20 protein-coding genes are annotated in these 22,538 nt (G+C 70.3%); 13 read left to right on the top strand and 7 right to left on the bottom strand.

Annotation, left to right across the window (positions count from 1 at the left end):
- From IL992_RS29570 to IL992_RS29525, 10 genes are all read left to right on the top strand, one after another.
- Positions 1 to 2,200, top strand: a 2,200-nt coding sequence (locus tag IL992_RS29570) for a hypothetical protein (protein ID WP_193206632.1), incomplete at its 5' end; no start/stop codon positions are given.
- 40 nt (positions 2,201 to 2,240) lie between these two features.
- Complete coding sequence (locus IL992_RS29565; RefSeq protein WP_193206631.1) at positions 2,241 to 3,344, top strand: glycosyltransferase family 4 protein; 1,104 nt, start codon at positions 2,241 to 2,243, stop codon at positions 3,342 to 3,344.
- Positions 3,341 to 4,429 carry a glycosyltransferase gene (locus tag IL992_RS29560; RefSeq protein ID WP_193206630.1) on the top strand — a complete coding sequence of 363 codons (1,089 nt, stop codon included), beginning with the start codon at positions 3,341 to 3,343 and terminating at the stop codon, positions 4,427 to 4,429. The genes IL992_RS29565 and IL992_RS29560 overlap by 4 nt, the downstream gene beginning before the upstream one ends.
- A 4-nt stretch (positions 4,430 to 4,433) precedes the next feature.
- Positions 4,434 to 5,780, top strand: coding sequence for a lipopolysaccharide biosynthesis protein (locus IL992_RS29555; protein WP_193206629.1), 1,347 nt, complete (start codon positions 4,434 to 4,436; stop codon positions 5,778 to 5,780).
- A gap of 113 nt (positions 5,781 to 5,893) precedes the next feature.
- On the top strand, positions 5,894 to 8,062 hold the full coding sequence (locus tag IL992_RS29550) for a hypothetical protein (protein ID WP_193206628.1): 2,169 nt from the start codon (positions 5,894 to 5,896) through the stop codon (positions 8,060 to 8,062).
- Positions 8,063 to 8,264: 202 nt separating this feature from the next.
- Entirely contained in the window at positions 8,265 to 9,410 is a 1,146-nt protein-coding gene (locus IL992_RS29545; protein ID WP_226873968.1) for a glycosyltransferase, read from the top strand.
- The gene (locus IL992_RS29540) at positions 9,407 to 10,378 is read left to right on the top strand and encodes an NAD-dependent epimerase/dehydratase family protein (protein WP_193206626.1); all 972 of its coding nucleotides are present in this window, start codon (positions 9,407 to 9,409) and stop codon (positions 10,376 to 10,378) included. The genes IL992_RS29545 and IL992_RS29540 overlap by 4 nt, the downstream gene beginning before the upstream one ends.
- 73 nt (positions 10,379 to 10,451) lie before the next feature.
- Positions 10,452 to 11,444 carry an NAD-dependent epimerase/dehydratase family protein gene (locus tag IL992_RS29535; protein ID WP_193206654.1) on the top strand — a complete coding sequence of 331 codons (993 nt, stop codon included), beginning with the start codon at positions 10,452 to 10,454 and terminating at the stop codon, positions 11,442 to 11,444.
- 38 nt (positions 11,445 to 11,482) lie between these two features.
- Positions 11,483 to 12,472, top strand: a complete 990-nt coding sequence (locus IL992_RS29530) for a glycosyltransferase family 4 protein (RefSeq protein ID WP_193206625.1) — start codon at positions 11,483 to 11,485, stop codon at positions 12,470 to 12,472.
- A gap of 2 nt (positions 12,473 to 12,474) precedes the next feature.
- Entirely contained in the window at positions 12,475 to 13,857 is a 1,383-nt protein-coding gene (locus tag IL992_RS29525) for a polysaccharide biosynthesis tyrosine autokinase (protein WP_193206624.1), read from the top strand.
- Between the two features lie 55 nt (positions 13,858 to 13,912).
- Here IL992_RS29525 and IL992_RS29520 read toward each other — a convergent pair whose 3' ends face one another.
- From IL992_RS29520 to IL992_RS29510, 3 genes are all read right to left on the bottom strand, one after another.
- On the bottom strand, positions 13,913 to 14,626 hold the full coding sequence (locus tag IL992_RS29520; RefSeq protein ID WP_193206623.1) for an arsenate reductase/protein-tyrosine-phosphatase family protein: 714 nt from the start codon (positions 14,624 to 14,626) through the stop codon (positions 13,913 to 13,915).
- A gap of 85 nt (positions 14,627 to 14,711) precedes the next feature.
- Positions 14,712 to 16,475, bottom strand: a complete 1,764-nt coding sequence (locus IL992_RS29515) for a DUF4012 domain-containing protein (RefSeq protein ID WP_193206622.1) — start codon at positions 16,473 to 16,475, stop codon at positions 14,712 to 14,714.
- Entirely contained in the window at positions 16,465 to 17,085 is a 621-nt protein-coding gene (locus IL992_RS29510) for a hypothetical protein (RefSeq protein ID WP_193206621.1), read from the bottom strand. The genes IL992_RS29515 and IL992_RS29510 overlap by 11 nt, the downstream gene beginning before the upstream one ends.
- A gap of 330 nt (positions 17,086 to 17,415) precedes the next feature.
- Between IL992_RS29510 and IL992_RS29505 the strand changes: the two genes are divergently transcribed.
- The 3 genes from IL992_RS29505 to IL992_RS29495 all read left to right on the top strand — a co-directional run bounded on the left by IL992_RS29505 (position 17,416) and on the right by IL992_RS29495 (position 19,022).
- Entirely contained in the window at positions 17,416 to 18,066 is a 651-nt protein-coding gene (locus tag IL992_RS29505) for a class E sortase (RefSeq protein WP_319018905.1), read from the top strand.
- Between the two features lie 16 nt (positions 18,067 to 18,082).
- The gene (locus IL992_RS29500) at positions 18,083 to 18,223 is read left to right on the top strand and encodes a hypothetical protein (RefSeq protein ID WP_193206620.1); all 141 of its coding nucleotides are present in this window, start codon (positions 18,083 to 18,085) and stop codon (positions 18,221 to 18,223) included.
- A 193-nt stretch (positions 18,224 to 18,416) separates the two neighbouring features.
- Complete coding sequence (locus tag IL992_RS29495; RefSeq protein ID WP_226873966.1) at positions 18,417 to 19,022, top strand: snapalysin family zinc-dependent metalloprotease; 606 nt, start codon at positions 18,417 to 18,419, stop codon at positions 19,020 to 19,022.
- Positions 19,023 to 19,070: 48 nt separating this feature from the next.
- On the opposite strand, the gene mshC is transcribed toward IL992_RS29495, so the two are convergent.
- The 4 genes from mshC to IL992_RS29475 form a co-directional block, all read right to left on the bottom strand.
- Complete coding sequence (gene mshC / locus IL992_RS29490; RefSeq protein WP_193206619.1) at positions 19,071 to 20,282, bottom strand: cysteine--1-D-myo-inosityl 2-amino-2-deoxy-alpha-D-glucopyranoside ligase; 1,212 nt, start codon at positions 20,280 to 20,282, stop codon at positions 19,071 to 19,073.
- A 10-nt stretch (positions 20,283 to 20,292) separates the two neighbouring features.
- Entirely contained in the window at positions 20,293 to 21,057 is a 765-nt protein-coding gene (locus tag IL992_RS29485) for an NRDE family protein (protein ID WP_319018904.1), read from the bottom strand.
- 94 nt (positions 21,058 to 21,151) lie between these two features.
- Complete coding sequence (locus tag IL992_RS29480; protein WP_193206617.1) at positions 21,152 to 21,913, bottom strand: SCO1664 family protein; 762 nt, start codon at positions 21,911 to 21,913, stop codon at positions 21,152 to 21,154.
- A gap of 57 nt (positions 21,914 to 21,970) precedes the next feature.
- On the bottom strand, positions 21,971 to 22,537 hold the full coding sequence (locus IL992_RS29475; RefSeq protein WP_079314930.1) for a DUF3090 domain-containing protein: 567 nt from the start codon (positions 22,535 to 22,537) through the stop codon (positions 21,971 to 21,973).
- Between the last annotated feature and the right edge of the window lies 1 nt (position 22,538).

Raw genomic sequence — 22,538 nt, 5'->3', positions numbered from 1 at the left:
GCGGCTGCCGGCGGTCACGGTGACCGCCCTGGCGTCCGCGGTCGTGCTCTACTACGGGGTCTCTCCCCGGGACCTGCTCCTGTTCGGCGTCTACGTCGTCTTCTGTTTGGCCGTCCCCGGGGTGCTGCTGATCCGGGCCCTGTACCGCGGGCGCCGCACCCTGGCGGAGGAGATCGCCCTCGGGCTCGCGCTCGGTTACGCGCTGGAGGTTTTCGCCTACATCGCCGCCCGCGCGATCGGCATTCCCCTGCTGGTGCTGGTCTGGCCCGTCACCACCTACGCCCTGTTCCTGCTCCTGCCCCGCCTGCGCCGGCACTGGAAGCGCCCACAGCACCAGCCCTCCCCCCTGTGGTGGTCATGGGCACTCGCCCTGACCATGCTCTACCTCCTGGCGCTCACCGCCATGACCTTCCTCAAGAAGCACGCCCTCGATTGGCCCGCGCTCGGATACGCCAGCGCCGACATGCCTTTCCAGCTCGCGCTTATCGGCGAGTTGAAGAACCACATGCCGCCCACGGCGCCGATGGTGGCCGGGGAACCGCTCCTCTACCACTGGTTCGTCTACGCCCACTTCGCCGCGTCGAGCTGGATCACCGGCATCGAGCCGCTCGTGCTGCTCTTCCGCCTGGGCATGCTGCCCATGATGGCCGCGATCGTCATTTTGACGGGCATGGTGGCGCGGCGCGTCATCGCTTCCTGGGCCGGAGCCTTCGCCGCCGTGATCTCAGCGGTCTCCGTCGGCGCCGTGAGCCTGTACACGGGCGCCGGTTATCTCGTCACCCGAGGCGGCATCGCGGACGCCTCCTGGACGAGCCCCACCCACGCTTTTGGAACCGTCTTGTTCGCCCCCGTCGTCCTCCTCGTCCTCGAGCTGAGACTCAGGCGCTACAGAGGTGGATGGCTCCTGCTCGGCGTGTTCCTGCTCGCTGTCATGGGAGCCAAGGCCATCTTCCTTCCTCTGCTCGGAGCGGGGCTTGTGACGGCGGTCGCGCTGGAGGTTGCTTCGCGGCGCCGGCTCCCCTGGCCCACACTGGCCGCACTTGGGATGACCGCGGCCTGTCTCCTCTTCGCACAGGCGGTGCTGTTCCGGGGGGTGCGGAACGGCATGGTCGTCGAGCCCCTTTCTTTCGCGAAGGTCGCATGGGTGGAGCTGACCGGTCTCCCCGACCTGAACCCTCCCCTGCTCTCCTCGCTCGGGATCACCTCCATCTACGTGCTCGGCTGGGTCATCGCGTGGGGAGGAAGCCTTGGGCTGCTGAGTCGGTCACGCTCATGGGCTCGGCCGGGAATCCCGCTCATGCTTGGCATAGGGGCCGCCGGGATCGGCGTGGCGCTGCTGTTCGGGCATCCCGGCCGCAGCCAGCTCTTCTTTCTCTGCGGTGCGTACCCCTACCTCGCGATCAGCTCGGTCTATGGAACCCTCACGCTCGCACGGCGGGCGGGGCTGTCGCGGAGGGCGATCATCTACGCCGCCGTGGCCGGAACGGCCGTGACCTACCTGATCACCTTCGCCTGCGGCGTCACGATCCCGCTGCGCCCTGGCGAACCGGTCAGCCTGCTCTATCGCCCCTACGCCCTCCTCTTGGCCGTCCTCGTTCTGGCCGCCGCCTTCATCACCGTCGTCTGGGGTCGCCTCCGCGCCTGGGCGCTCATCACCGTCGCGTGCACGGCCGTCGGCATGACCGCCTATGTGCACGCGCGGGTCGCCTCAGCCGTCGGCCTCTCCACCGGAGACACCCATCTGGTTCGCCGGGCGCAGGACGTGGTGATCCCTGCGGGCGTGACGACGGCCGCGCGGTGGCTGCGCGCTCACGCCGGCCCGGGAGACGTGGTGGCCACGAACGTACATTGCCGCTGGAACATCCCCGGCGTCTGTAACAGGGGCCAGTCCTGGGTCGCCGCCCTGTCCGAGCGGCACGTGCTGGTCGAGGGATGGAGCTACACCACCACCAACCTCCGCCAGTGGCGGCCCGGGCTGGATCCCGAACACCTCCCGTTCTGGGACGGCGAGCGACTGCGGCTCAACGACGCCGCCTTCACTGCGCCGTCGTTGGCCGTCATCCGCGACCTTCGCGATCGTTACGGCGTGCGGTGGCTGTTCGCCGACGAGCGGATGGCGGGTCTCAGCCCGCGCATCGGTGACTACGCGACGCTCGCGTTCCGTTCCGGCGACTGCGCCGTCTATCGGGTTCCCGCGTGACCCGCACTTTTCCTGAAAGAACATCAGCCAGGAGGGCGATGTGAGAATTCTGCACATCGGTTATCGACTGCCGCCGGAGCCGGGCGGCAAGGAACTCTACATCGAACGACTCGTCCGCGAGCAGGTGCGCCGCGGACACGACGTGATCGTCGCGCACCGGCGCGGCGCACCTCTCCAAGGTACGACGACCCTGCTCTTGCCTCCTGTTCGGGCAAGCCGGATTGTTTCCTTGAAATCGGATGAAATCGCCTTCGCGATGGAGTGCGCCAAAGCGCTGGCCCGCACGCGCGGGCTCGACGTCATCCACCTGCATGGCGATCACCGCGAGGCGCTCGCGCTCGGCCCCGCCGCACGGCGCCTTGGCATTCCGCTCGTGCTGCACGTGCACGGCGCCCTCACAACGCGTCATCGCCCCATCATGCCGTGGGCGTTCCGCCACATCGGCGGCTTCATCGTGTCGGGGACGCGCCCAAGGAGCGACCTGCTCGGCGTCGGTGTTCCCGATCGGCTTATCCGCATGATGCCGAGCGGTGTGGAACTCGGTCATCTCGCCCGGTTTCGCGGCAGCGCCCCGATTGAGCGTGGGCTGATCGTCAGTGTGGGTTCATTGGTCAAGGTGAAGAACCACGAGCTGACCATCGAGGCGTTCCACCGGGTGCGGGCCGCCCGGCCGGACTCCCGCCTCGTCATCGCCGGGGACGGACCGGAACGGGACCGGCTGCGGCGGCTCGCGGGCACAGGGCCGGGCATCGAGTTCCTCGGCCAGGTCCCCAGCGACCAGGTCTACGCGCTGGTGAGCCGAGCGGACGCCTTCGTGCATTCCTCCCGGCGGCTACGCACCATCGGCGAAGGGATACCGACTGCGCCGCTGGAGGCCCTGGCCCTCGGCACCGCCGTCCTCGTCTCGTCGGAGGCGTCGCTCGATCCGGCGGTTCCCCCTGCCGCCTATCGGGTGTTCCGTTCGTGCACGGATCTCGTCGCCCAGCTCCACGCGGTGATGGACGACGAGGTGACCCGCCTGCAGTTGATCCAAAAGGGTGTGCAGGCCGCGGCGGACCTCGACTGGCGGCTGGTGGCCGAGCGCATCGAACAGGTTTACGAGAAGGTCATCGCCCGCGACGCGGCTGTCCTGGCGGCGACATGAGGGGCCCCCACATCTGCGAGGTGATCAAGACGCTGGACCTGGGTGGGGCCGAGATGCTGCTGGTGGAACGGATGCTCGCCACACCCCAGACCGGCAAACGCTACACGGTGGTGTGCCTGCGGGCGTCCACCGACGAGCTCAGGGCACGGCTGCGGTCGGCCGGAGTCGAGGTGATCGATCTCACCTCCCACCCGCGGTGGCAGCGTCCGGCTCGCCTCATCCGCATGATCGGCAAGCTGCGGCCGGACGTCATCAACGTCCACTCCCCGCTTCTCGCGGTGCTGCTGCGGCCGCTCGCCCGGATGAGGCGGCCTCGCCCGGCTCTGATCTCGACGGTGCACAACGTCCGCTACCGTCTGCCGACCATGCTGCTCGACCTGGGCACGCGCTGGCTGGACATGCGGACGGTGGCCGTCTCCCCGCACGTCGCCCGCTCCCGGACCTGCTGGCTCGCCCGTCACGTCACGGTTCGCGTCCACGGTGTGCGGGTCGAAGCGCAACGCCGCTGGGCGCGGATGGCGGACGAGACCAGACGACATTGGGACGTACCCGGCGACGCCTTCCTGATCGTGCACGTCGGGAACTTCCATCCGCAGAAGAACCACGACCTGCTGGTGGACGCGGCGGCGAAGGTCCTGGAGCACGACAATCGCGCCCGCTTCCTACTCGCCGGCTCCGGGCCCCTGTTGAATCGGGTGGCGCGGCGGGTGGACGCACTCGGCCTCACCGGCGTGCGCCTCCTCGGACGCCTGCCCGACGCGAGGCGGCTCATCGCGGCGGCCGACCTGCTCGTGCTCAGCTCCTCCTACGAAGGGCTGCCCGTCGTCGTCATGGAAGCGCTGGCGGCGGGGGTGCCGGTCGTGTCGACGGCCGTCGGCGGGGTGCCCGACCTGATCAGACACGACCGGAACGGGCTGCTCGTCGAGCCTGGTGATCCTGACGCGCTCGCCGGGGCGATCCTGCGCGCGATGCGCCCGGAGGCCCACGCGCGGCTGCGCGAGGGCGCTCGGGACAGCGCGGACCTCGTGGACATCGGACGGGCGGCGGAATGGTTCGACCGGCTCTATGACGACGTCCTCGCCTAGGCCCATGCGGATCCGACTGCCGGGCCGACGGCACCTGCGCACCTTCACCTCGCTGAGCTCCGCCGGGTTCGGCGAGGCCGTGCTTCCCACGCTCAGCCTGATCGCCCTCGTCCGGGTGACCGGGAGCGAGACTTCTGGGCACGTCATCTTCGCGCAGTCAGTGGCCGTCCTCTGGTTCCTCATGTTCGATCCGTGCCTGGAGAACGCCGCCCAGCGGTTCGTTCCCCTGGAGCAGCGGCGGACCGGCCATGGCGCGGCCCTCTTCCTGCGCCTGCTGCGTCTGGACGCGGTCATCGGTTTGGCGGCGACCCTGCTCGCCCTCCTGATGGTGCTCGGCGCATGGCTTCTCGGCCACGTCTCGGACGGCCTCGCGCTCACGTTCACTCTGGCGATTGCGGGGCGAGGAGCCATGGCGCCGTACGCCACGGCGTGGGCGGGGTTCGCGCTGGCCGACCGTTTGCAGACGTCGGGGGTGCTGCGCGTGCTGGGCGCGGTCCTGTCGTTCGGTTTGTCACTCGCCGGGCTCTTCATCGGTGGCCCGCTGCTCTATCTGGCCGGTCAGGCGGCCGGCGCGCTGGTCATGGCGGCGATGTTCTGCCTCGTCGCGTCACGCGCGGTGACGCGGCGGCTGGGCCCGGCCGCCGGCCGCCCGAGGCTGCCCAAGGGATTGCTCCGGTTCACTCTGCCGACCTCGATGGGCACCTTCGTGGCCGGTGTCTCCGACTCCGGCATCCTCACCATCGCGGGTCTCGTGGGCGGACCACAGCTCGTCACCATCTTGAAGATCGCGATGGCACCCGGGCGCTTCTACGCCAATGTGACCGTCCCGATCGCGGCGATGCTGTACCCGCGTCTGACTGAGGCCGTCGCTGTGGGGGCCGGAAGCGCCGTCATCACACGAGACGTCATCCGTACCACCGCGCTGTGCGCAGGGGGCGGTGCGGTGACCGCCGTCGTCGCGCTTCCACTGATCGGCACCGTCATCACCATCGCCTACGGACCGGACTACGGTTCCACCGGTGCGGTGGCGATGCTGCTCCTCGGGGCGGCATGCGTGAAGGGCGGGGCCTGCTGGTCCAACGTGCTTCCCCTCGCCATGGGCAAGCCGGGCCTGCGGCTCGCCTACCTCTGCGCCGAGGCGGCCCTTCTCGTCGGCACGCTGCTCGTCGCGGGCTGGACGACCTCCGCGACCGTGGCCACGGCACTCGTCTTCGCATGGGGAACGCTGGGCCTCGCCATCGTGGGCACCGGCTTCTGGATCGCGTCGCTGGGCCGCGTCATCGGGCCTCGATCGCCCGGTTCACGCGAGGAGCCGATTACTTCCGATCGCACGATTACGGCAGGGCAATGAACACAGCATTGGTTGTAAACGGTCCTCCGGCAAAATTTGAAAAACATAAGGGAGCTCGATATCTGCGGGCACGGTGGCTGCCGGCGGCCTTTCTCGGCATTGTCACGGCTACAGTGCTGCGCCTTTACGGCGTTTCCGCCTCGGACCTGTCGGCCTTCGCCACCTATCTCGCGGTGGGCCTGACGCTTCCCGGAATGCTGCTGATCCGATGCCTGTATCGCGGGCGCCGCACGCTGGTGGAGGAGATCGCCCTGGGTCTGGCCCTCGGCTACGCGATCGAGGTGCCGGCTTACATCGCCGCACGGGCGGCCGGTCTGCCGCTGCTCGTGCTGGCATTCCCCGTCGGCACCTACACACTGTTCCTGGTCGTGCCCCGGCTGCGTGGACACTGGAAGGGGGGACCGCGGCGGGCATCGCCCTTGTGGTGGTCGTGGTCCATCGCCCTGGTGATCGTCTACCTGGTCGTCTGGAGTGCGGCCACCTTCTTCAGAGCGAACGCCCTGACCTGGCCCGCGCTCGCACTTTCCCACGTCGACACGCCGTTCCACCTCTCCCTGATCGGCGAACTGAAGCACCACCTGCCTCCCACGGTTCCGGCGGTCGCGGGAGAACCGCTGCTCTACCACTGGTTCGTCCACGCGGAGCTGGCGGCGACTAGCTGGGTGACCGGCGTAGAGCCGGTGGTGCTGCTGCTCCGCCTCGCCATGCTGCCCATGCTGGCCGCGCTCGTCGTGCTGGTGGGCGTGATCGCGCTCCGCGTCCTCGAGTCGCGACCGGCCGCGCTCACGGCGGTCCTGGCGGCCTTGTTCATGGCGGCGCCCAGCCTTCACCTGGGCAGCAACGGGGTGTTCACCTGGGGCGGCATTCAGGACGCGGCATGGATCAGCCCGAGCCAGACGTTCGGGGGGGTCCTGTTCGCCCCGGCCGTCCTGCTGCTCATCGACATCCTCGAAGACACGGACGCCCTCGGGGCGCGCCGCCTCGGCAGATGGCTGCTTCTCGCCGTCTTCCTCGTCGCGGTGATGGGCGCCAAGGCGACCTACCTCCCGCTGCTGGCGACCGGCATCGCGGCGGTCGCCGGTGTGGAGGCGATGAGAAGACGCCGCCCGCCGCGACCCGCGCTCATCGCGTTGGGGATGACCGTCACGTGCCTCCTCTTCGCGCAGGCGGTGCTGTTCCGGGGCGCTCGGCAGGGGCTGGACTTCTCCCCCTCCTCCGTGAGCCTCCACCTGTGGAAGGAATTCACCGGACGGTCCGACGGTCCGCCCCCCGCCGCGGTGATCGGCCTTAGCTTCCTGTTCCTGGCCTGCTGGCTCTTCACCTGGTCCGGGGTGCTGGGGTTGCTCGGCCGGCCGCGCCTGCTCATGCGCCCCGCGATCGTGGTCATGACCGGGATGGGCACCGCCGGTCTCGGCGCGGCTCTCCTGCTGGGAAACATCCATCTCAACCAGCTCTACTTCCTGCGGGCCACCTACCCCTACATGGCCGTCGTCACGGTGTATGGCCTCGTCACCGCTGTCCGCGGCTCACGCGCGTCCCCGCTCACGGTGGCGGGCGCGGCCGGCCTCGGCGTCGCCGCCGCCTATCTGATCCCCTTGTGCTGCGGCGTCGAAATCCCGCTGGCTCCGGGTCGGCCGCCCGCGCTCGTGTATCTGCCGTACATCGCGCTGGCGGCGGTCCTCCTCCCGGCGGGGATCGTCCTGATCGTGAGACGGGGCCGAGCGGGCTGGGCGCTGACGTTGTCGATGGTCGCCGCCATAGGCCTGCCGGCAGAGGCGCACGCGCGCATCCTTGCGATCGTGCAGGGCATCGCCGGAGCCAGGACGGAAGCGCTCGCCGGGCCGGTGACCGAGCCGTCCGTGCCGAGGGGCGCTCTGGCCGCCGCGAGATGGCTGCGCGGCCATTCGAATCCGGATGATCTGGTCGCCACGAACGATCATGTCCGCTGGGCAGACCCGAATTCATGCGATTCCCGTCATTCTTGGGTGAGCGCCCTGACCGAGCGGCGCGTACTCGTCGAAGGATGGGCGTACACCGCGAAGAACTGGGATCGGCTACGACCGGGTCAGGGGCCGGAGTGCACGCGATTCTGGGACATCGCCCGGCTCAGATCGAACGATGCGGCGTTTCTCACGCCCTCACCGGAATCGATACGCCGGCTGTGGACGGACTACGGCGTTCGATGGCTCTTCTCGGACGAGCGGCACGCCGGGCAGATGGCGCGCTACGCGACCGTGCGCTTCCGCTCCGGCGACACCGCCGTCTACCAGATTCACGGCTGATACACGCACCCTCTCTGTCGATTTCTTGGCAAAGCGCCCCGTCCGCGAGTATTCGATCAGGTTCGGGTACCGAATTCGGAAACTCTTCGCCGTCACGGTGAGCACATCGTGGCGAAGAGCCTTGTCGGAGTTAGCTTCTCCGGCGTGAACCATAGTCGTCAGCAAGGAGCCCGTGATGAAACCGGACGGCCGTATTCGCGTCATGGAAATCATCGCGCGCATGAATATCGGCGGCCCGGCCACCCAGGTCATGGGACTGTACGAACGGCTGAACCGCGATGAGTTCGACCACCGCCTGTACACAGGCCACGTCGACGGCGCCGAGGGCGACCAACTCCAGCTTCGGGGCGCGACGCTGGAGGTGCACCGGATCCCGAGCCTCGGCCGCACGGTCAGGCCGGCCGACGATCTCCGCGCGCTCCTGCGGCTGATCGGCGCCATGCGCCAGTTCCGGCCGCACATCGTGCACACCCGGACGGCCAAGGCCGGGGCGTTGGGCCGTACGGCCGCCCGCCTCGCCGGCATCGGCGCGGCCATGGTGCACGTGTTCCACGGGCATCTCTTGGAGGGCTACTTCTCACCGGCCAAGCGCCGCCTCTACATCCAGACGGAGCGGCGCCTGGCCGCCATGTCCGATCGCCTGGTGACCGTCGGGCCCAGGGTCCGCGACGATCTGCTCGCCGCCGGGATCGGACAGCCGGAGCAGTACGTCGTGATCCCGCCCGGCGTGAGGCTGGGCCCGATTCCCGATCGCGAGACGGCCCGCGCCGCCCTGGGTCTTCCCTTGGACACGCCCGTCGTCGCCTTCGTCGGCCGGCTCACGCGGGTGAAGCGACCCGACCGGTTGCTCGCGACCGCCTATGCCGTACTCCGGTGCCTGCCCACCTGCCGGTTCGTCGTCTGTGGAGACGGCGAGCTCACGCAGGAGCTGGTGCGGGGCATCGGGGACAGGTCTGACTCGTTCCGGCTGCTGGGATGGCGTAAGGACACGGAAACCGTGTACGCGGCGGCCGACGTGGTCATCCTGACCTCCGACAACGAGGGCACGCCGCTGACCCTCGTCGAGGCGGGCATGGCCGGGATTCCCGTCGTCGCCACGCGGGTGGGAAGCGTCCCGGATGTCGTCCGCGACGGCGTCACCGGCCTGCTGGCCGCACCCGATCCGGACGACCTGGCCGAGCAGACCCTCCGCCTGCTGTCCGATCCGGCGCTCGCAGGTCGCATGGGCGAGGCCGCCCGCCGCTGGACGTCGACATCGTTCGCCGTGGAGCGCCTGGTTGCCGACACCGAAGCGCTCTATCGGTCGCTTTCCGCCGGACCGCGACACCTCACAGGAAGCATCGCATGAAGATCCTCGTCACGGGCGGCGCCGGGTTCATCGGCGCCAACGTCTGCCGGACGCTCACGACGCGGCCGGAGGTCGAAAGCGTCACGGTGCTCGACGACCTCAGCACCGGGAGCCTCGCCAACCTCGCCGACATAGGAGTCGAGGTGGTCACGGGCAGCATTCTCGACCGAGAGTTGCTGGCCGAGATCGTCCCTGGCGTCACGCACGTGATCCACCTCGCGGCCCGGCCGTCGGTGCCCCGGTCCCTGAAGGATCCTGTCGCCTCGCACGCCGTGAACGCGACCGGAACTCTTCACGTTCTGGAGGCCTGCCGGGCCACCAGACCGCACGTCATCGTCGCTTCCTCGTCCTCCGTGTACGGCGACTGCCAGGAACCGTACAAACACGAGGACCTGCCGACCCGGCCGCTCAGCCCATACGGCGCGGGCAAGCTCGCTACCGAGGCCTACGCCCTGGCGTACGCGGAGAGTTACGGCCTGCCGGTCCTGGCATTTCGTTTCTTCAACGTCTACGGGCCTCTGCAGCCCGCGGGTCACGCTTACGCGGCCGTCATCCCTGCCTTCGTGTCGGCCGCGTTGGACGGCCGTCCGGTCCCGATCCACGGTGACGGGAACCAGGCACGGGACTTCACCTTCGTCGGATCGGTGGCGGACGTCCTCGCCGACGCCGCCGCCCGCCGGGTCACATGCGGCAAACCGGTCAACCTGGCATTCGGCACACGGGTGACCCTACTCCGCCTGAAGGAGATCCTGGAAACCGTCCTCGAGCGCCCGATCGAGGCGGAATTCCTGCCGCCTCGAGTGGGCGACATCAGGGAGTCGCAGGCCTCTTCACACCTGCTGCTCGACCTGTTCACCGGGGTGCGGCCCGTGCCGTTGGAAGAAGGGCTCAGCCTGACCGTGACGTGGTTCGAGAAGGCGGTGAGCACGAACGAACACGCCACAAGGGGCCCGAGCAAGCACGGCTGATTCGCGCGCCATCGCATTCATATACCCAAGCGATCCTGTCAACTGCCACTTGTATGGAGAGAAGTCGTTGACCATGCCCAGCGGAAACACCTACCTGATCACGGGTGGGAGCGGTTTCGTCGGATCCCACTTGACCGACGCGTTGCTCGCACGGGGCGACTCCGTAATCGTTTTGGACAACATGTCGACCGGGCGCCGCACCAATCTCGCGCAGCACGTCGACAATCCCCGGCTGCGCGTCGTCCAGGGCTCGGTGCTCGACGCGCTCCTCGTCGACGAATTGGTCTACGAGTGCGACGTCGTCGTCCATCTCGCCGCCGCCGTGGGCGTGAAGCTGATCGTGGAGCAGCCGCTGCGCTCCCTGACCACGAACATCCGCGGCTCGGAGATCGTGATCGAGGCGGCGCACCGATATCGCAGGAAGATCCTTGTCACAAGTACGAGTGAGATCTACGGGAAGAATTCCGGCGGACCCCTCACCGAGACGTCCGACCGCATACTGGGCAGTCCCGGCGTCGTGCGATGGTCCTACAGCACGGCGAAGGCGGTCGACGAGATCCTGGCCAACGCCTACCACAGGGAGCGTGGCCTGCCGGCGATCATCGTCAGACTGTTCAACACGGTGGGACCCCGGCAGAGTCCGGCCTACGGGATGGTCATCCCGCGACTCGTCCGGCAGGCGATCGCGGGGCTCCCGCTCACCGTCTTCGGCGACGGCACGCAGACCCGCTGCTTCGCCCACGTGCGCGACGTGGTGGAGGCGTTGGTCAAGCTGCTCGACCATGAGGGCGCCATCGGCCAGACCTTCAACATCGGGTGCAGCGACGAGGTGAGCATCCTGGAGCTCGCCAAACTGATCGCCGAACTCACCGGGAGCACGTCGGGTGTCGACCTCGTCCCGTATGCCGAGGCCTACGGGACGGGCTTCGAGGACATGCAGCGCAGGGTCCCCGATACCACGAAGCTGCGCGAACTCACCGGCTGGACGCCGCAGCGATCGCTGGACGACATCCTGGCGGAGACCATCGCGGAAGCCCGCGCCGAGCCGGTGAATTTCCGTCGGTGAACGGCACGGCTCTCCTCGCCGCCGTGAGCAGCAGCTTCATGCTCACCGCGGCGCTGACCCCTGTGCTGCGTCGTCTGGCGCTGCGTTGGGGATTCATGGATCGACCCGGAGGTCACAAGTCGCATGAGCGGGCCACCCCCTACCTCGGCGGCGTTGCGATCATGCTGGGCACCGTCGTCCCCTCGGTGGCGCTGATCAGTCCCACCGATGAGCGATTCATCGGGATCGTCATCGGGGCGGTGATTGTGACCCTGCTCGGCCTCATCGACGATCTGTCGCCGCTGCCTCAGCTCACCCGATTGGCCGTGGAGTTTCTGGCCGCCGGCGGGGTGGTGCTGACAGGCGTCCACGCGTCGGTGACCGGCACCTGGCTGGACGGCCCGATCACCGTGCTGTGGATCGTCGTCGTGACCAACTCCTTCAACCTGCTCGACAACATGGATGGAGCGCTCGCGGCCGTCACCGTGGTGACTGCCGCGATTCTGGCCGGGGCGGCCTTCGTGTCCGCCCAGCCGGCGATCGGACTGATCTTGGCGACCCTGCCCCTTGCCTGCTTGGGGTTCCTGCCGTACAACTGGGCCCCGGCGAAGATTTTCATGGGGGACGCGGGCTCGCTGTTCGTCGGATTCGTCCTCACCTGTTCGGCGGCTCTGCTGATCACCGGTCACGACACCGGCACCGCGATCGCGGGCCTGCTGCTGCCGACTTTCGTCGCGACCGTGGACACGGGGGTCGTGCTGCTCTCGCGAAGGAGGGCGGGACGGCCGATGATGCGAGGCGGAACCGACCATCTTTCCCATCGTCTTCGCAGACTCGGTCTCAGCACACGGCTCACCGCCCTCACGCTCGCCGCCCTCGCGGCTGTAACCGGCGTGCTGGACCTGGTGATGATGCTGGGCTGGATCCCGCCGCTCGGCGCGGCGATCGTCGGCCTGACGGCCGCCTGCGTTCTCATCGGCCTGCCTCAGCGCGTGCGGGTCTACCCGCCGGTCCGCGCGCAGAAGTCTCTTCACGTAAGGCGAAAATGATTATGGAACTGCTTTATTACGCGCGACTCATCCGCAGGAGCTGGCTGTTCCTGCTGCTCTCACTGATCGTGGGGGCGGCGTCCGCCCTTGTCGTCACCGCGAACACGCCGCCCAAGTACGTCACGACGATCTCCATGCTGGTCTCCGGGGACGACAAGGAGGGCAGCGTCTCCGCCGCCCTCCAGGCCGGGGCCCTGTCGCAACAGCGGGTGCAGTCCTACGCCACCCTGCTGACCAGTCGCCGGGTGGTCGGCCAGATCGCGCATGGCGCGGACATCCCGAGCCTCCAGGCGAGCATCACGGCCGAGACCATTCCCAGCACCTCGCTCCTGCGTGCCACCGTCACCGACACCGATCCGAGGCGCGCCGCCACCCGGGCCAACGACCTCGGGGTGGCCTTCGCCGCGCTGATCGACCAGATCGAGCGGCCCACCCCCAAGAGCCGACCGAACGTCCGGGTCTCCGTGGTCGACGCAGCGGAGATCCCGACAGCGCCGGTGTCTCCCAAGCCATTGCTCAACGTGGCACTCGGACTTTTGCTGGCGCTGTTCGTCGCCATCGGCACGCTGATGCTGCGCGATCGTCTGGACACGAGCATCAAGGCCCTGGAGGCGCTACAGCAGGCCTCCAAGAGTTCGGTTCTCGGGATCATCGGCTTCGAGCGGAACGCCCGGCAGCACCCTCTGATCGTCCGTGGCGACGGCCGGTCGTCGCGGGCGGAATCCTTCCGGTCCCTGCGAACGAACCTGCAGTTCATCGGGGTGGACAGGCAGTTGAAGTCGCTTGTGGTGACCAGTTGCCTGCCGGCGGAGGGCAAGTCCTCCACCGCGGCCAACCTGTCGATCGCGCTGGCTCAGGCGGGCTGGCGGGTGATCCTGATCGACGCCGACCTCCGCCGCCCTCGCCTCGCCACCTACCTGGGCATCGAGGGCGGCACCGGTCTCACCGACGTCCTCATCGAGCGGGCTCGGCTGCAGGACGTCATTCAGACGTGGGGGCAGTCGGCCCTGTCCGTCCTGCCCAGCGGCAGGATCCCGCCGAACCCCAGCGAGCTGCTCGGTTCGCGGGGCATGCGTGCAATGCTGACCCAGCTCACCATGGAATACGACATGGTGATCATTGACGCGCCGCCGCTGTTGCCGGTCACGGACGCCGCGGCCCTCTCCGCGATCTCTGACGGCACCCTGCTCGTCGTACGGCACGGCAAGACCCGGCGCGAGCAGGTGACACGCGCCGAGGAACTGCTGTCGTCGATCAACGCCCGTCTCGTCGGGACGGTGCTGAACTTCGTGCCGGCGAAGCGGAGCGACTACTTCGGGTACGGGTACTACGGGAGTAAGGCCGAGCAGCCGACGCCACAGGTCCCTGAGCCGGTACAAGCATGAGCAGGCGAGCCTGGTCCCAGAGCGACTCCGAGGAGCGGAACGGCCGGGGGCGCGGTCAGGGCGCCGACGCGCGTCTGAGGAGGTGCATCGGGACGGCGAGCGCGTCCGCGATGCGGCGGGCCGCCTCCCGGTAGGCCCTGCGGGAACCTCCGTAGGGGTCGGCGATGTCGGGCTGGTCCACCCGGACCAGCCCGCGCAGTGCTCCGGCCTCCTCCAGCAGGGCCCGCGCCCTGCCGACGGGATCCCCGCGGCCCAGCACTCTCTCGAGGGGGACCGCGCGGGCCAGTGCGCCGAACTCGGCGATGGTGAACGCACATGCCGCCGCGCGCGGGTGCAGGGCCACCGCCTCGGCGCGGTGCTCCGACGAGGCCGCCAGCACGAGATCGGCGTCGGCCACCGCCTCGGCGGTCAGCGGGCGTGACGAGAAGCCCTCCGGATCCGCGCCGAGCCGCAGCAGCACCTCACGCGCACGCTCGGCCATCGGCCATCCCGTCCGCGCGCGGGTTCCCGCGCTGCGCACCAGGATCGGCGAGCCCGGCCCGAGGGCCGCCAGAGTGAGCCGCTCCGCCATGGCCGACCTGCAGATGTTTCCCGTGCACACGAACAGGACGCGGAAGGTCCCCGCGTCTTTCCGCGCCGGTTCCTCCCCCGTCTCCGGCGCTTCCGGCGTTTCCAGCACCGCGTCCGTCGCGGCTCCCGTCCATATGGACGTTTCGGCTTCCCCAGGGGCCGCTCCAGTGGCGGTTTCCCCCGCATGCGTACGCTCCATGGGCGGACGCTAAGCCGCGCCCGGCGCGCCGCCGCTCGCGGCACGCCGGGCTTTTACGGTTCCTATCGCTTCCCTCGCGCGCTTGTCACGAGCCGCAGCCTCTGCTGTCAGCCGTCACCAGCGTCCGCTGCGGCCGGACGAGCGGCTGCACGGGGACCACGGGGGCCGCCGCCGAGTACGGTTCGAGCAGGTCGATCTCCAGCGTCCTCGACTGGCCGGGAGCAAACTCCAGCAGCTTCGAGTAGACGGGGTGGGACCGCTCGGTCTCCGCATAGTAGGAGATGGGGCGCCCGTCGAGCCGCACCGCCGTCGTCTTCGCCCCGATCCCCGCGTACAACGACACCCACAGCAGGTTGGAGCCGGCGGCGCGCGGACGCCGCGGCTCGTCGAGCCGGCTGGTGACGTACGGGGGCAGCGGACCGGGCGGCACGTCGTTGGTCAGCCGGATCCGAACGCGAGAGGCGCGCATCCCATCCGGGCGGCACGGGCCGAGTTGGTAGGTGAGCGAGCGGTCCAGGTAGTAGTCGAGCTTGGTGCCGGCCGAGTTGTTGACCACGAGCCCGGCGTACGGCTCCCGCCGCTCCGGCAGCACCCCGCCGAGCGGGCTCGCTGCCAGACGCCGCTGCTCGTCCTCAACCCGGCTCCAGACGTTGAGCCGACGCTCGTTCGCCATGCGCGCGAAGGCGGGCAGCAGCCGCGCGGGCTTGTCCAGCGAGCCGGTGAGCGCCTCGCTGACCGCGCCGGCGATCCTGACCAGGTACTTCTTGCGCTCCGCCCGGTCCGGATAGCGGGCGTAGGCCTCCCGTTCCGTCAGGGCGACGACGTTGCCCGCCGTCACGGTCTCTCCGCTCGGGAGCTTCACCGGCCCGATCGCACCCAGGATGTAGGAGAGGCCGACCGGGTCGATGGCGATGGCCCCGTCCAGTTCCTGGCCCGTCTGACGGCGCCAGAGACCAGTCCAGGTGGCCGCCGCGTACGGGAAGTGCGGAGAGAGGTTGGACACCGACAGTCGCGTGGTGGCGCCCTGCCCGTATCGGGAGTCGAATTGCGGGCCGAGGTCGGCCACGGGCTTCGGGCTTGCCGGCATGCCGGTGTTGGCGGACAGCCGCGCGACGGACACCCTGCCGCCGTCGGCCTTCAGAACACCGAACGCGCCGACAAGGCCGCCGGTGCCGCGGGCCTCGGCGTTGGTCTCGAACGCCAGGAAGTAGCGGCGGGGGCCGTCGCGGCCCAGCATGGGCGGCAGCAGCACGGCGGCGTCCGCCCCCTGGCTCAGGAAACCGCGCAGCCGGGCCGCCTCGCGGAGCACGGTGTCGCGTGCCGCGTCCAGAGCCGTCAGCCCGGTCGACGCCGGGGTGCTCGCGACGCGCGACCTCGCGGCCTCCACGCGGACGGCGCCGTCGCGCAGCACCGGCGCCATCACGTCGAGGGCGTCCAGAGCGCGCCGCAGATCCCCGGGCGCCTGTGCGCTCGCGGACAGGAACGGCGCGGTGGCGCGCTCCACTTGGGACAGCACATCGGTGACGTCCGCGACCGACGCGGCCAGCCCCCTGGCCGTTGCCGCGCCGTCGCCCACCACGGGAAGGTGCGTAAGCAGCGCCCAGTAGAGACCGCCGGTCAGCCGCCGCGCCTCCGCCGCGTGGGCGCGTGCCTCGGCGAGCGTCGCGGCGACAGAGCGGGCCGACCCGATGTCGCCCGGCCGCAGCCGGAGCAGGGCGGCCCGCGTCGCCTCCAGATGGTCACGCACGCTCATCCCGAGATGGGCCGCCCAGCCCCCGGCCAGCACGAGGCCGAGGGCCAGCGACGGCAGGCCGACGACGGCCAGCCGGCGATTCCTCTTACTCGGCACCGCTCGACCGGCGACGCCGGGCGGAAAGGAGGGTGCAGCCCAGGGCCACGGCCAGCAGGCCCGCGCCCGCCGCCGCGACGCCCATCGGGGCGCCCGTGAACGGCAGCTGGCCGCCCGCGGCCTGTGCGGGAGGCGGCCCGGCCGGTGCCTCGCCCACGGGCCCGGACTCCTCCTCGGGAGCTTCCTCGGACCCCTCTTCGAGGGTCTCCTCGGGCTCCTCCTCTTCGGATTCCTCCGCAGGCATCTCCTCGGGCGCGGCCTGCTGCGCGGCGTTCTGCACCGGGGCGATCCCACTGGGACCACCCGCGCCGGGCGCCACGATCGGCTGCGCGTTGCCGGTCTTGGTGTCGTTGTTCGTGGAGGCCTGCGGCCAGTTCCAGCCTTGCCAGTTCTGCTGCGGCCAGACGTTGCAGTTGTTCCCGGTGCAGACCGGCTGCGCCTGCGGCGTCACGATGTTCTCCACCGCGACGGGCCTGGGCGGATAGACGCCGTCGCCCGACGGCAGCACCGTGAAGCCGACGGACTGCGCTGCCGCGGCCCCGGGCATTCCGAGGGCCAGGCCGCCGGCGACCGCCGCCGCCAGGAAAATAGGTATTTTAGTTCGCGCCACTTGGACTCCCGATAACGGCCATTACGCTGATTGGACATGTTGCGGATTGCCAGCGATATTTCGCTGCTCGACTTTTATATGCGCCGGGCGCGGAGCCGCTTCGGTCCGGCGCACGGTGCTTACCGAAGGATCGTCCAGGTTTTCACTTCGTTGACCACAGCCGAATAACCGCAGGTCAATGGCGTGAGAAGCACACCGTACGGCTCGCGCGGACCGTACGGCGCGGGACACGCGACGGACTTACCCCTCCTGTGTCCGGCGTGCCAAAGAGTTCACCAACGCCCTCCGTCAGTCCGTCACCGGAAGGCGCGTGAAGGCCATACTCGGTCCGTGCGCGGAGAAGACGACGGAGCCGTGAGAGCGGTCACGCGGGTCATCGGCGAACTGTGCCTGCCCGTGGGACTGGTCCTGCTGCTGTTCTACGCGTACCTGCTGTGGGGCACCGGCGCGGAGACCGAGCGGGAGCAGCGCGTCCTGCAGCAACGGCTCGGCGAGGTCTTCGGCAGGCACGACGGGCACGCGGGGCCGGGCGCGGTGCGGCTCGGCGACGCGCTGGCCCTGCTGCGCATCCCGCGGCTGGGCGCGCACTACCGGTTCGCCGTCGTCGAGGGCGTCGGCCCGGCGGAGCTGCGCAAGGGCCCCGGCCACTTCCCCGGCTCGGCGCTGCCCGGTCAGGTGGGCAACTTCGTGCTCTCCGGGCACCGCACCACCTACGCCGCCCCGTTCAACCGGATCGACCAGTTGCGGCCAGGCGACGACATCGTGGTGGACGCGCGGGACGCCCGCTACACCTACCAGGTGACGCGTAAGGAGGTCGTGGACCCCGGCGACGTCGACATCGTCGACCCCGTCCCCGGGCACCCCGGGCGGCGGCCGACCACCGCGCTCATGACCATGACCACCTGCCACCCCAAGTTCTCCGCGGCGCAGCGCCTGGTCGTCCAGAGCGTGCTCGTCCGCCGCGAGGAACGCCGAAGCTGAGTGAGGGAGATCCGGCGTGTACAGATTCCTCTGGCGGCGGCTGCCCGGCGGCACCGCGCTCCGGCTGGCCGCCGTGCTGCTGCTGACCGGCGTCGCCGTGGCCGCGCTGTGGTACGTCGTGTTCCCCTGGCTGGCGCCGCGGGTGCCGCTCGGGTAGCGAGGCCGTCCGGGGCCGCCCGCCATGCCCCATAACTCGGAGGTAAGGGAAAACTGGCCTGTCCTCTGCCGGGCCCGCCCGACGTACGTTGGCGAGTGCCCCACCCGAGACTCCACCCGAACGCCGGCCTGCCCGCGCCGTCGGTTCCCCCGGTGCGCCTCGTGGTGGTCATCCCCCGACTGAGGAGACCCCGATGCACATGTCCCCGATGCGAACGGCAAGGTTCCTCCGGACCGTCTCGGCCCTGCTCCTGGGACTGGCCGTGCTGTTCACGGTGTCACCGGCCCGGGCCGCCGCGCCGGCCGGCGAATCGGCGGCGAGCGCCGTACGCGTGCTGCGGTACGACGCGAGCCGGGCCGCCGAGTTCCGCACCGTGATGGACCAGGCCGCACAGGTCTGGAACGCCGCCGTCGCCAACGTCCGGCTCGTCGCGGGCACGCCCGCCGACTTCGTGGTGCTCGCCGACGACGGCTGGCCCCGCACGAGCGTCACCAGGCTGGGCCGGGGCACCATCTGGATGGGCAGGGAGGCCACCGCCGAGGGCTACTATCCCCTGCGCATCGCCACGCATGAGATCGGCCACATCCTCGGGCTGCCCGACCGGCGCACCGGCCTGTGCACCGACCTGATGTCCGGTCACAGCGCCCCGGTGAGCTGCACCAACGCCAACCCCAGCGCGGCGGAGCGCCGCGCGGTCGAGGCGAACTTCGCCGGCTCCGCCCTCCGCGCCGGCGCAGCGACCACCGGGGTCTTCGCCGACCGCCCGGACGCTGCCCGCGACCTGGTCCCCGCGCCGTAGCGGGCTTCAGAGAGCCCGGTTCACAGCACGCGGTTCAAAGAGCGCGGTTCAGAGGGCGACACCGAGGAGCGCGTCGGCGACGTCGCGCACCAGCGCCGGAGCGGAGGGGTCGTCGCCCTCCTCCGCCGCCCAGGCGTCGATCGCCGCGAGCGCGCCCGGGGCGTCGAGGTCGTCGGCGAGGCGCTCGCGCACCGCCGCCAGCACCGGCGCGCCCGCGGGGCCCGCCGGGCGCGCCACCGCCGCCCGCCACCGCGCCAGCCTCTCCTCGGCCGCGGCGAGCTGGTCCGGTGTCCACTCCCAGTCCTCGCGGTAGTGGTGCGCCAGCAGGGCCAGCCGCACGGCCATGGGGTCGGTCGTCTGCCGCAGCCGGGAGACGAACACGAGGTTGCCCTTGGACTTCGACATCTTCTCGCCGTCCAGGCCGACCATGCCCGCGTGGACGTACGCCCGCGCGAACGGCCACTCGCCGGTGGCCACGTGGCCCTCGCAGGCGCCCATCTCGTGGTGGGGGAAGATCAGGTCAGAACCGCCGCCGGCGACGTCGAAGCCGCTGCCCAGGTTGCGCAGGGCGATGGCCGTGCACTCGATGTGCCAGCCGGGCCTGCCGCGACCGAACGGCGACTCCCAGGACGGCTCTCCCGGCCGTTCCGCCCGCCACAGCAGCCAGTCGAGCGGATGGCGCTTGCCCTCCCTGCCGGGGTCGCCCCCGCGCTCGCCGAACAGCTCCAGCATGGTCTCCTCGGAGTAGCCGGAGACCGCGCCGAACTTGGGCGCGGAGGCGACCGAGAAGTAGACGTCCCCGTCGATCTCGTACGTGGCCCCCCGCTCGGCCAGCCGGGTGATCAGTTCGGCGATCTCCCCGATGGTCTCGGTGACCCCGACGTACTCGCGAGGCGGCAGGATGCGCAGCGCCTCCATGTCGGAGCGGAACAGCTCGATCTCCCGCTCGCCGAGTGACCGCCAGTCGGTCCCGGTCGCCTCGGCCCGCTCGAGGAGGGGGTCGTCCACGTCGGTGGCGTTCTGGGTGTAGTGCACGTCGTGGCCGGCGTCCCGCCACACCCGGTTGACCAGGTCGAAGGCGAGGTAGGTGTTGGCGTGCCCGAGATGGGTGGCGTCGTACGGCGTGATGCCGCAGACGTAGAGCCGGGCCTCGCCGGAGGGGGCCGTCTCCCGCACCTCACGGGCGGCGGTGTCGTGCAGACGAAGCACAGGGCCCGAACCGGGCAGCCGGGGGACATTCGGAGCAGACCACGATCGCATGGTGTGAAGCCTATCCGCGCGGCCGGCGCACCCGGTCAGCCGGTGTGCTCCACGAGGTGTCGATCTCGTGCCAGGTGGCGGGGTCGTCGGGCTGGGGGCAGAAGTCGTAGCGCAGCCCCTCCTCCGCGAGGGCGACCAGCGTGACCGAGAGGCTGGCGAAGACCCGCCCGTCCGGCAGCCGCCGCCGCATGACCAGCGCCCGGGGATCGTCCCAGGGCACCCCCGCGCCCGACGCGGGATCGAGCCACTCCCCCCAGAACCGCTCGGACGAGCCGCCCGTGGTCCACCCGGGCCGGACGGCACGGGCGAAGCGGGGCCGGAACCAGGCGGTGCGCGGCTGGCTCTCCCCGCGGTCCCAGCCCGAGTTCACGATCACGTGCACGCCCTCGGGCAGCTTCTCCTCGGCCAGGCTCTCGCCGTTCCAGCTCCACAGCCGTACGCCGTCGAGCCCGCCGAGGACAAGATGAAAAGGGTCGTACCACGACAGGTCGAGCGGAGGCATCTCCCCCGCGGCGGCGGCGAGGAGCGGCAACTCGCCGCGCGAGTGGCGCCGGCCCGCCGGGGCCGCCACGCCCTCGCCGTTCAGCAGCGCGGCCACGCGCCGCCCGGCGGGGTCGGCGGCCAGCCAGGTGCCGCCCGCCTCCAGGTCACGGCCTCCGATCAGGTCGGGGTACGCGGGCCAGTGCCGGTCCGGCGACATCCACGGCCGCGTGACGAACTCGTCACGCACTCCCGCCAGGAGCACCGGCGCGCCGGCCTCCGGCTCGACGCTCACGATGACCGTACACAATGCGTGTTCCCTCCAATATCGGTAGAGACCCCTGCAGAGTGCACAATTCGCACGTTTTGCGCAAGCCTGTCTGCGGTGATCAAATCGGGGGCCACGGAATCGCCGGCCAGTCCTCGGACGGGTGCGGGTGGACACCGGTGGCCAGCAGCCTCTTGACCCGCTCCCACGTGGCCTCCACCTCGGACTGGGTCAGCAGCTCGCGCAGGCGCCGCCCGAGACGTCCCCGCTCGATCTCGCGCTCCAGCCGCACCAGCACGTTGACCGCCTCGCGCGGGAGCGTCTTGCCGCGCCACTGCCACAGCACCGTGCGCAGCTTGTCCTCCACCGCGAAGCAGACCCCGTGGTCGACCCCGTACACGTGCCCGTCGGGCAGCGGCAGCAGGTGGCCGCCCTTGCGGTCGGCGTTGTTCACCACGGCGTCGAACACGGCCATGCGGCGCAGGGCGGGGTTGCGGCTGCGCATCAGGGCCATCAGGTCGGTCTCGGGATCGGCGTCGATCCACAGCTGCACCATCCCCGGGCCGAAGGGGCCGTCCCGGTAGACGGTCGGCGGCACGATGCGCCATCCGGTGACGGCCGCCACCTCGTAGGCGGCCACCTCCCGGGCCGCGAGTGTGCCGTCGGGGAAGTCCCACAGGGGACGCTCCCCGCGCACCGGCTTGTACACGCACGCCGCCGCGTGCTCGCCGTTCCTGATGGAGCAGTAGAGCGTCATGTTCGTGGCCTCGACGAGTCGTCCGGCCACTTCTAAGGTGCCCTCCCGCAGCAGGCGCATGGCCGCCGCGTCGTCCAGGCCCGGCCCGTCCACGTCGCTGATGCTCGCCTCGCCCTCGGCCGTCATCCGGTTCCTCGCCCGCGCGGCACGAGGCCGCCCTTCCACCCGTTCACGCCGCGCCTCTCATGCCGACAATCCCCCGGGGTGGTGACCGTTGAGGCGGACGCAGATGTGACCCTCGGGGTCGAGGGGCCGGCCGCACAGCGGGCACGGCGGGCGCCCCGCGGCGACCACCTCCAGCGCCCGGCGGCTGAACGCGCGGGCGGCGGCGGCGCTGATCCGCACTCTGAGGACGGCGGGCTCGGGCCGGTCGTCCAGTGGCGGCTCGTCCTCCTCGTCGCCCTCGGTGGCCTCCTGCGCCTCGATGATCACCTGGGCGGTCTCGGGATCCCAGGCCAGCGCCATCGTGCCCACCCGGAAGTCCTCGTCGATCGGCAGGTCGAGCGGGCCCTCGTCGGCCAGCTCCGCGGGGGCCATGGCCGGGACCGGCGCGCGCCCGCCGCTGCGCCGCAGCACCTCGTCGAGCAGCTCGTCGAGGCGGTCGGCCAGCACGGCGACCTGGAACTTCTCGAGCGCCACCGTGGTGATCCTGCCCTGGCCGCGTGCCTGCAGGAAGAAGGCTCGTGCGCCCGGTTGCCCCACGGCACCGGCCACGAACCTGTCAGGCGGATCGTAGTCGAAGACCGGCATA

It is taken from the genome of Microbispora sitophila, assembly GCF_014892245.1.
Lineage (GTDB): Bacteria > Actinomycetota > Actinomycetes > Streptosporangiales > Streptosporangiaceae > Microbispora > Microbispora siamensis.
The sequence above is the reverse complement of the archived record's forward strand: the minus strand, read 5'-3'. Positions and strand labels throughout refer to the sequence as shown.

Excerpts from the sequence above, each read along its gene's own strand:
- mshC (WP_193206619.1), bottom strand. The coding sequence starts at position 20,282 with ATGCGATCGTGGTCTGCTCCGAATGTCCCCCGGCTGCCCGGTTCGGGC.
- IL992_RS29555 (WP_193206629.1), top strand. The coding sequence starts at position 4,434 with ATGCGGATCCGACTGCCGGGCCGACGGCACCTGCGCACCTTCACCTCG.
- IL992_RS29520 (WP_193206623.1), bottom strand. The coding sequence starts at position 14,626 with ATGGAGCGTACGCATGCGGGGGAAACCGCCACTGGAGCGGCCCCTGGG.
- IL992_RS29540 (WP_193206626.1), top strand. The coding sequence starts at position 9,407 with ATGAAGATCCTCGTCACGGGCGGCGCCGGGTTCATCGGCGCCAACGTC.
- IL992_RS29560 (WP_193206630.1), top strand. The coding sequence starts at position 3,341 with ATGAGGGGCCCCCACATCTGCGAGGTGATCAAGACGCTGGACCTGGGT.
- IL992_RS29495 (WP_226873966.1), top strand. The coding sequence starts at position 18,417 with ATGCACATGTCCCCGATGCGAACGGCAAGGTTCCTCCGGACCGTCTCG.
- IL992_RS29525 (WP_193206624.1), top strand. The coding sequence starts at position 12,475 with ATGGAACTGCTTTATTACGCGCGACTCATCCGCAGGAGCTGGCTGTTC.
- IL992_RS29475 (WP_079314930.1), bottom strand. The coding sequence starts at position 22,537 with ATGCCGGTCTTCGACTACGATCCGCCTGACAGGTTCGTGGCCGGTGCC.
- IL992_RS29545 (WP_226873968.1), top strand. The coding sequence starts at position 8,265 with ATGGAAATCATCGCGCGCATGAATATCGGCGGCCCGGCCACCCAGGTC.
- IL992_RS29535 (WP_193206654.1), top strand. The coding sequence starts at position 10,452 with ATGCCCAGCGGAAACACCTACCTGATCACGGGTGGGAGCGGTTTCGTC.
- IL992_RS29480 (WP_193206617.1), bottom strand. The coding sequence starts at position 21,913 with ATGACGGCCGAGGGCGAGGCGAGCATCAGCGACGTGGACGGGCCGGGC.
- IL992_RS29530 (WP_193206625.1), top strand. The coding sequence starts at position 11,483 with ATGCTCACCGCGGCGCTGACCCCTGTGCTGCGTCGTCTGGCGCTGCGT.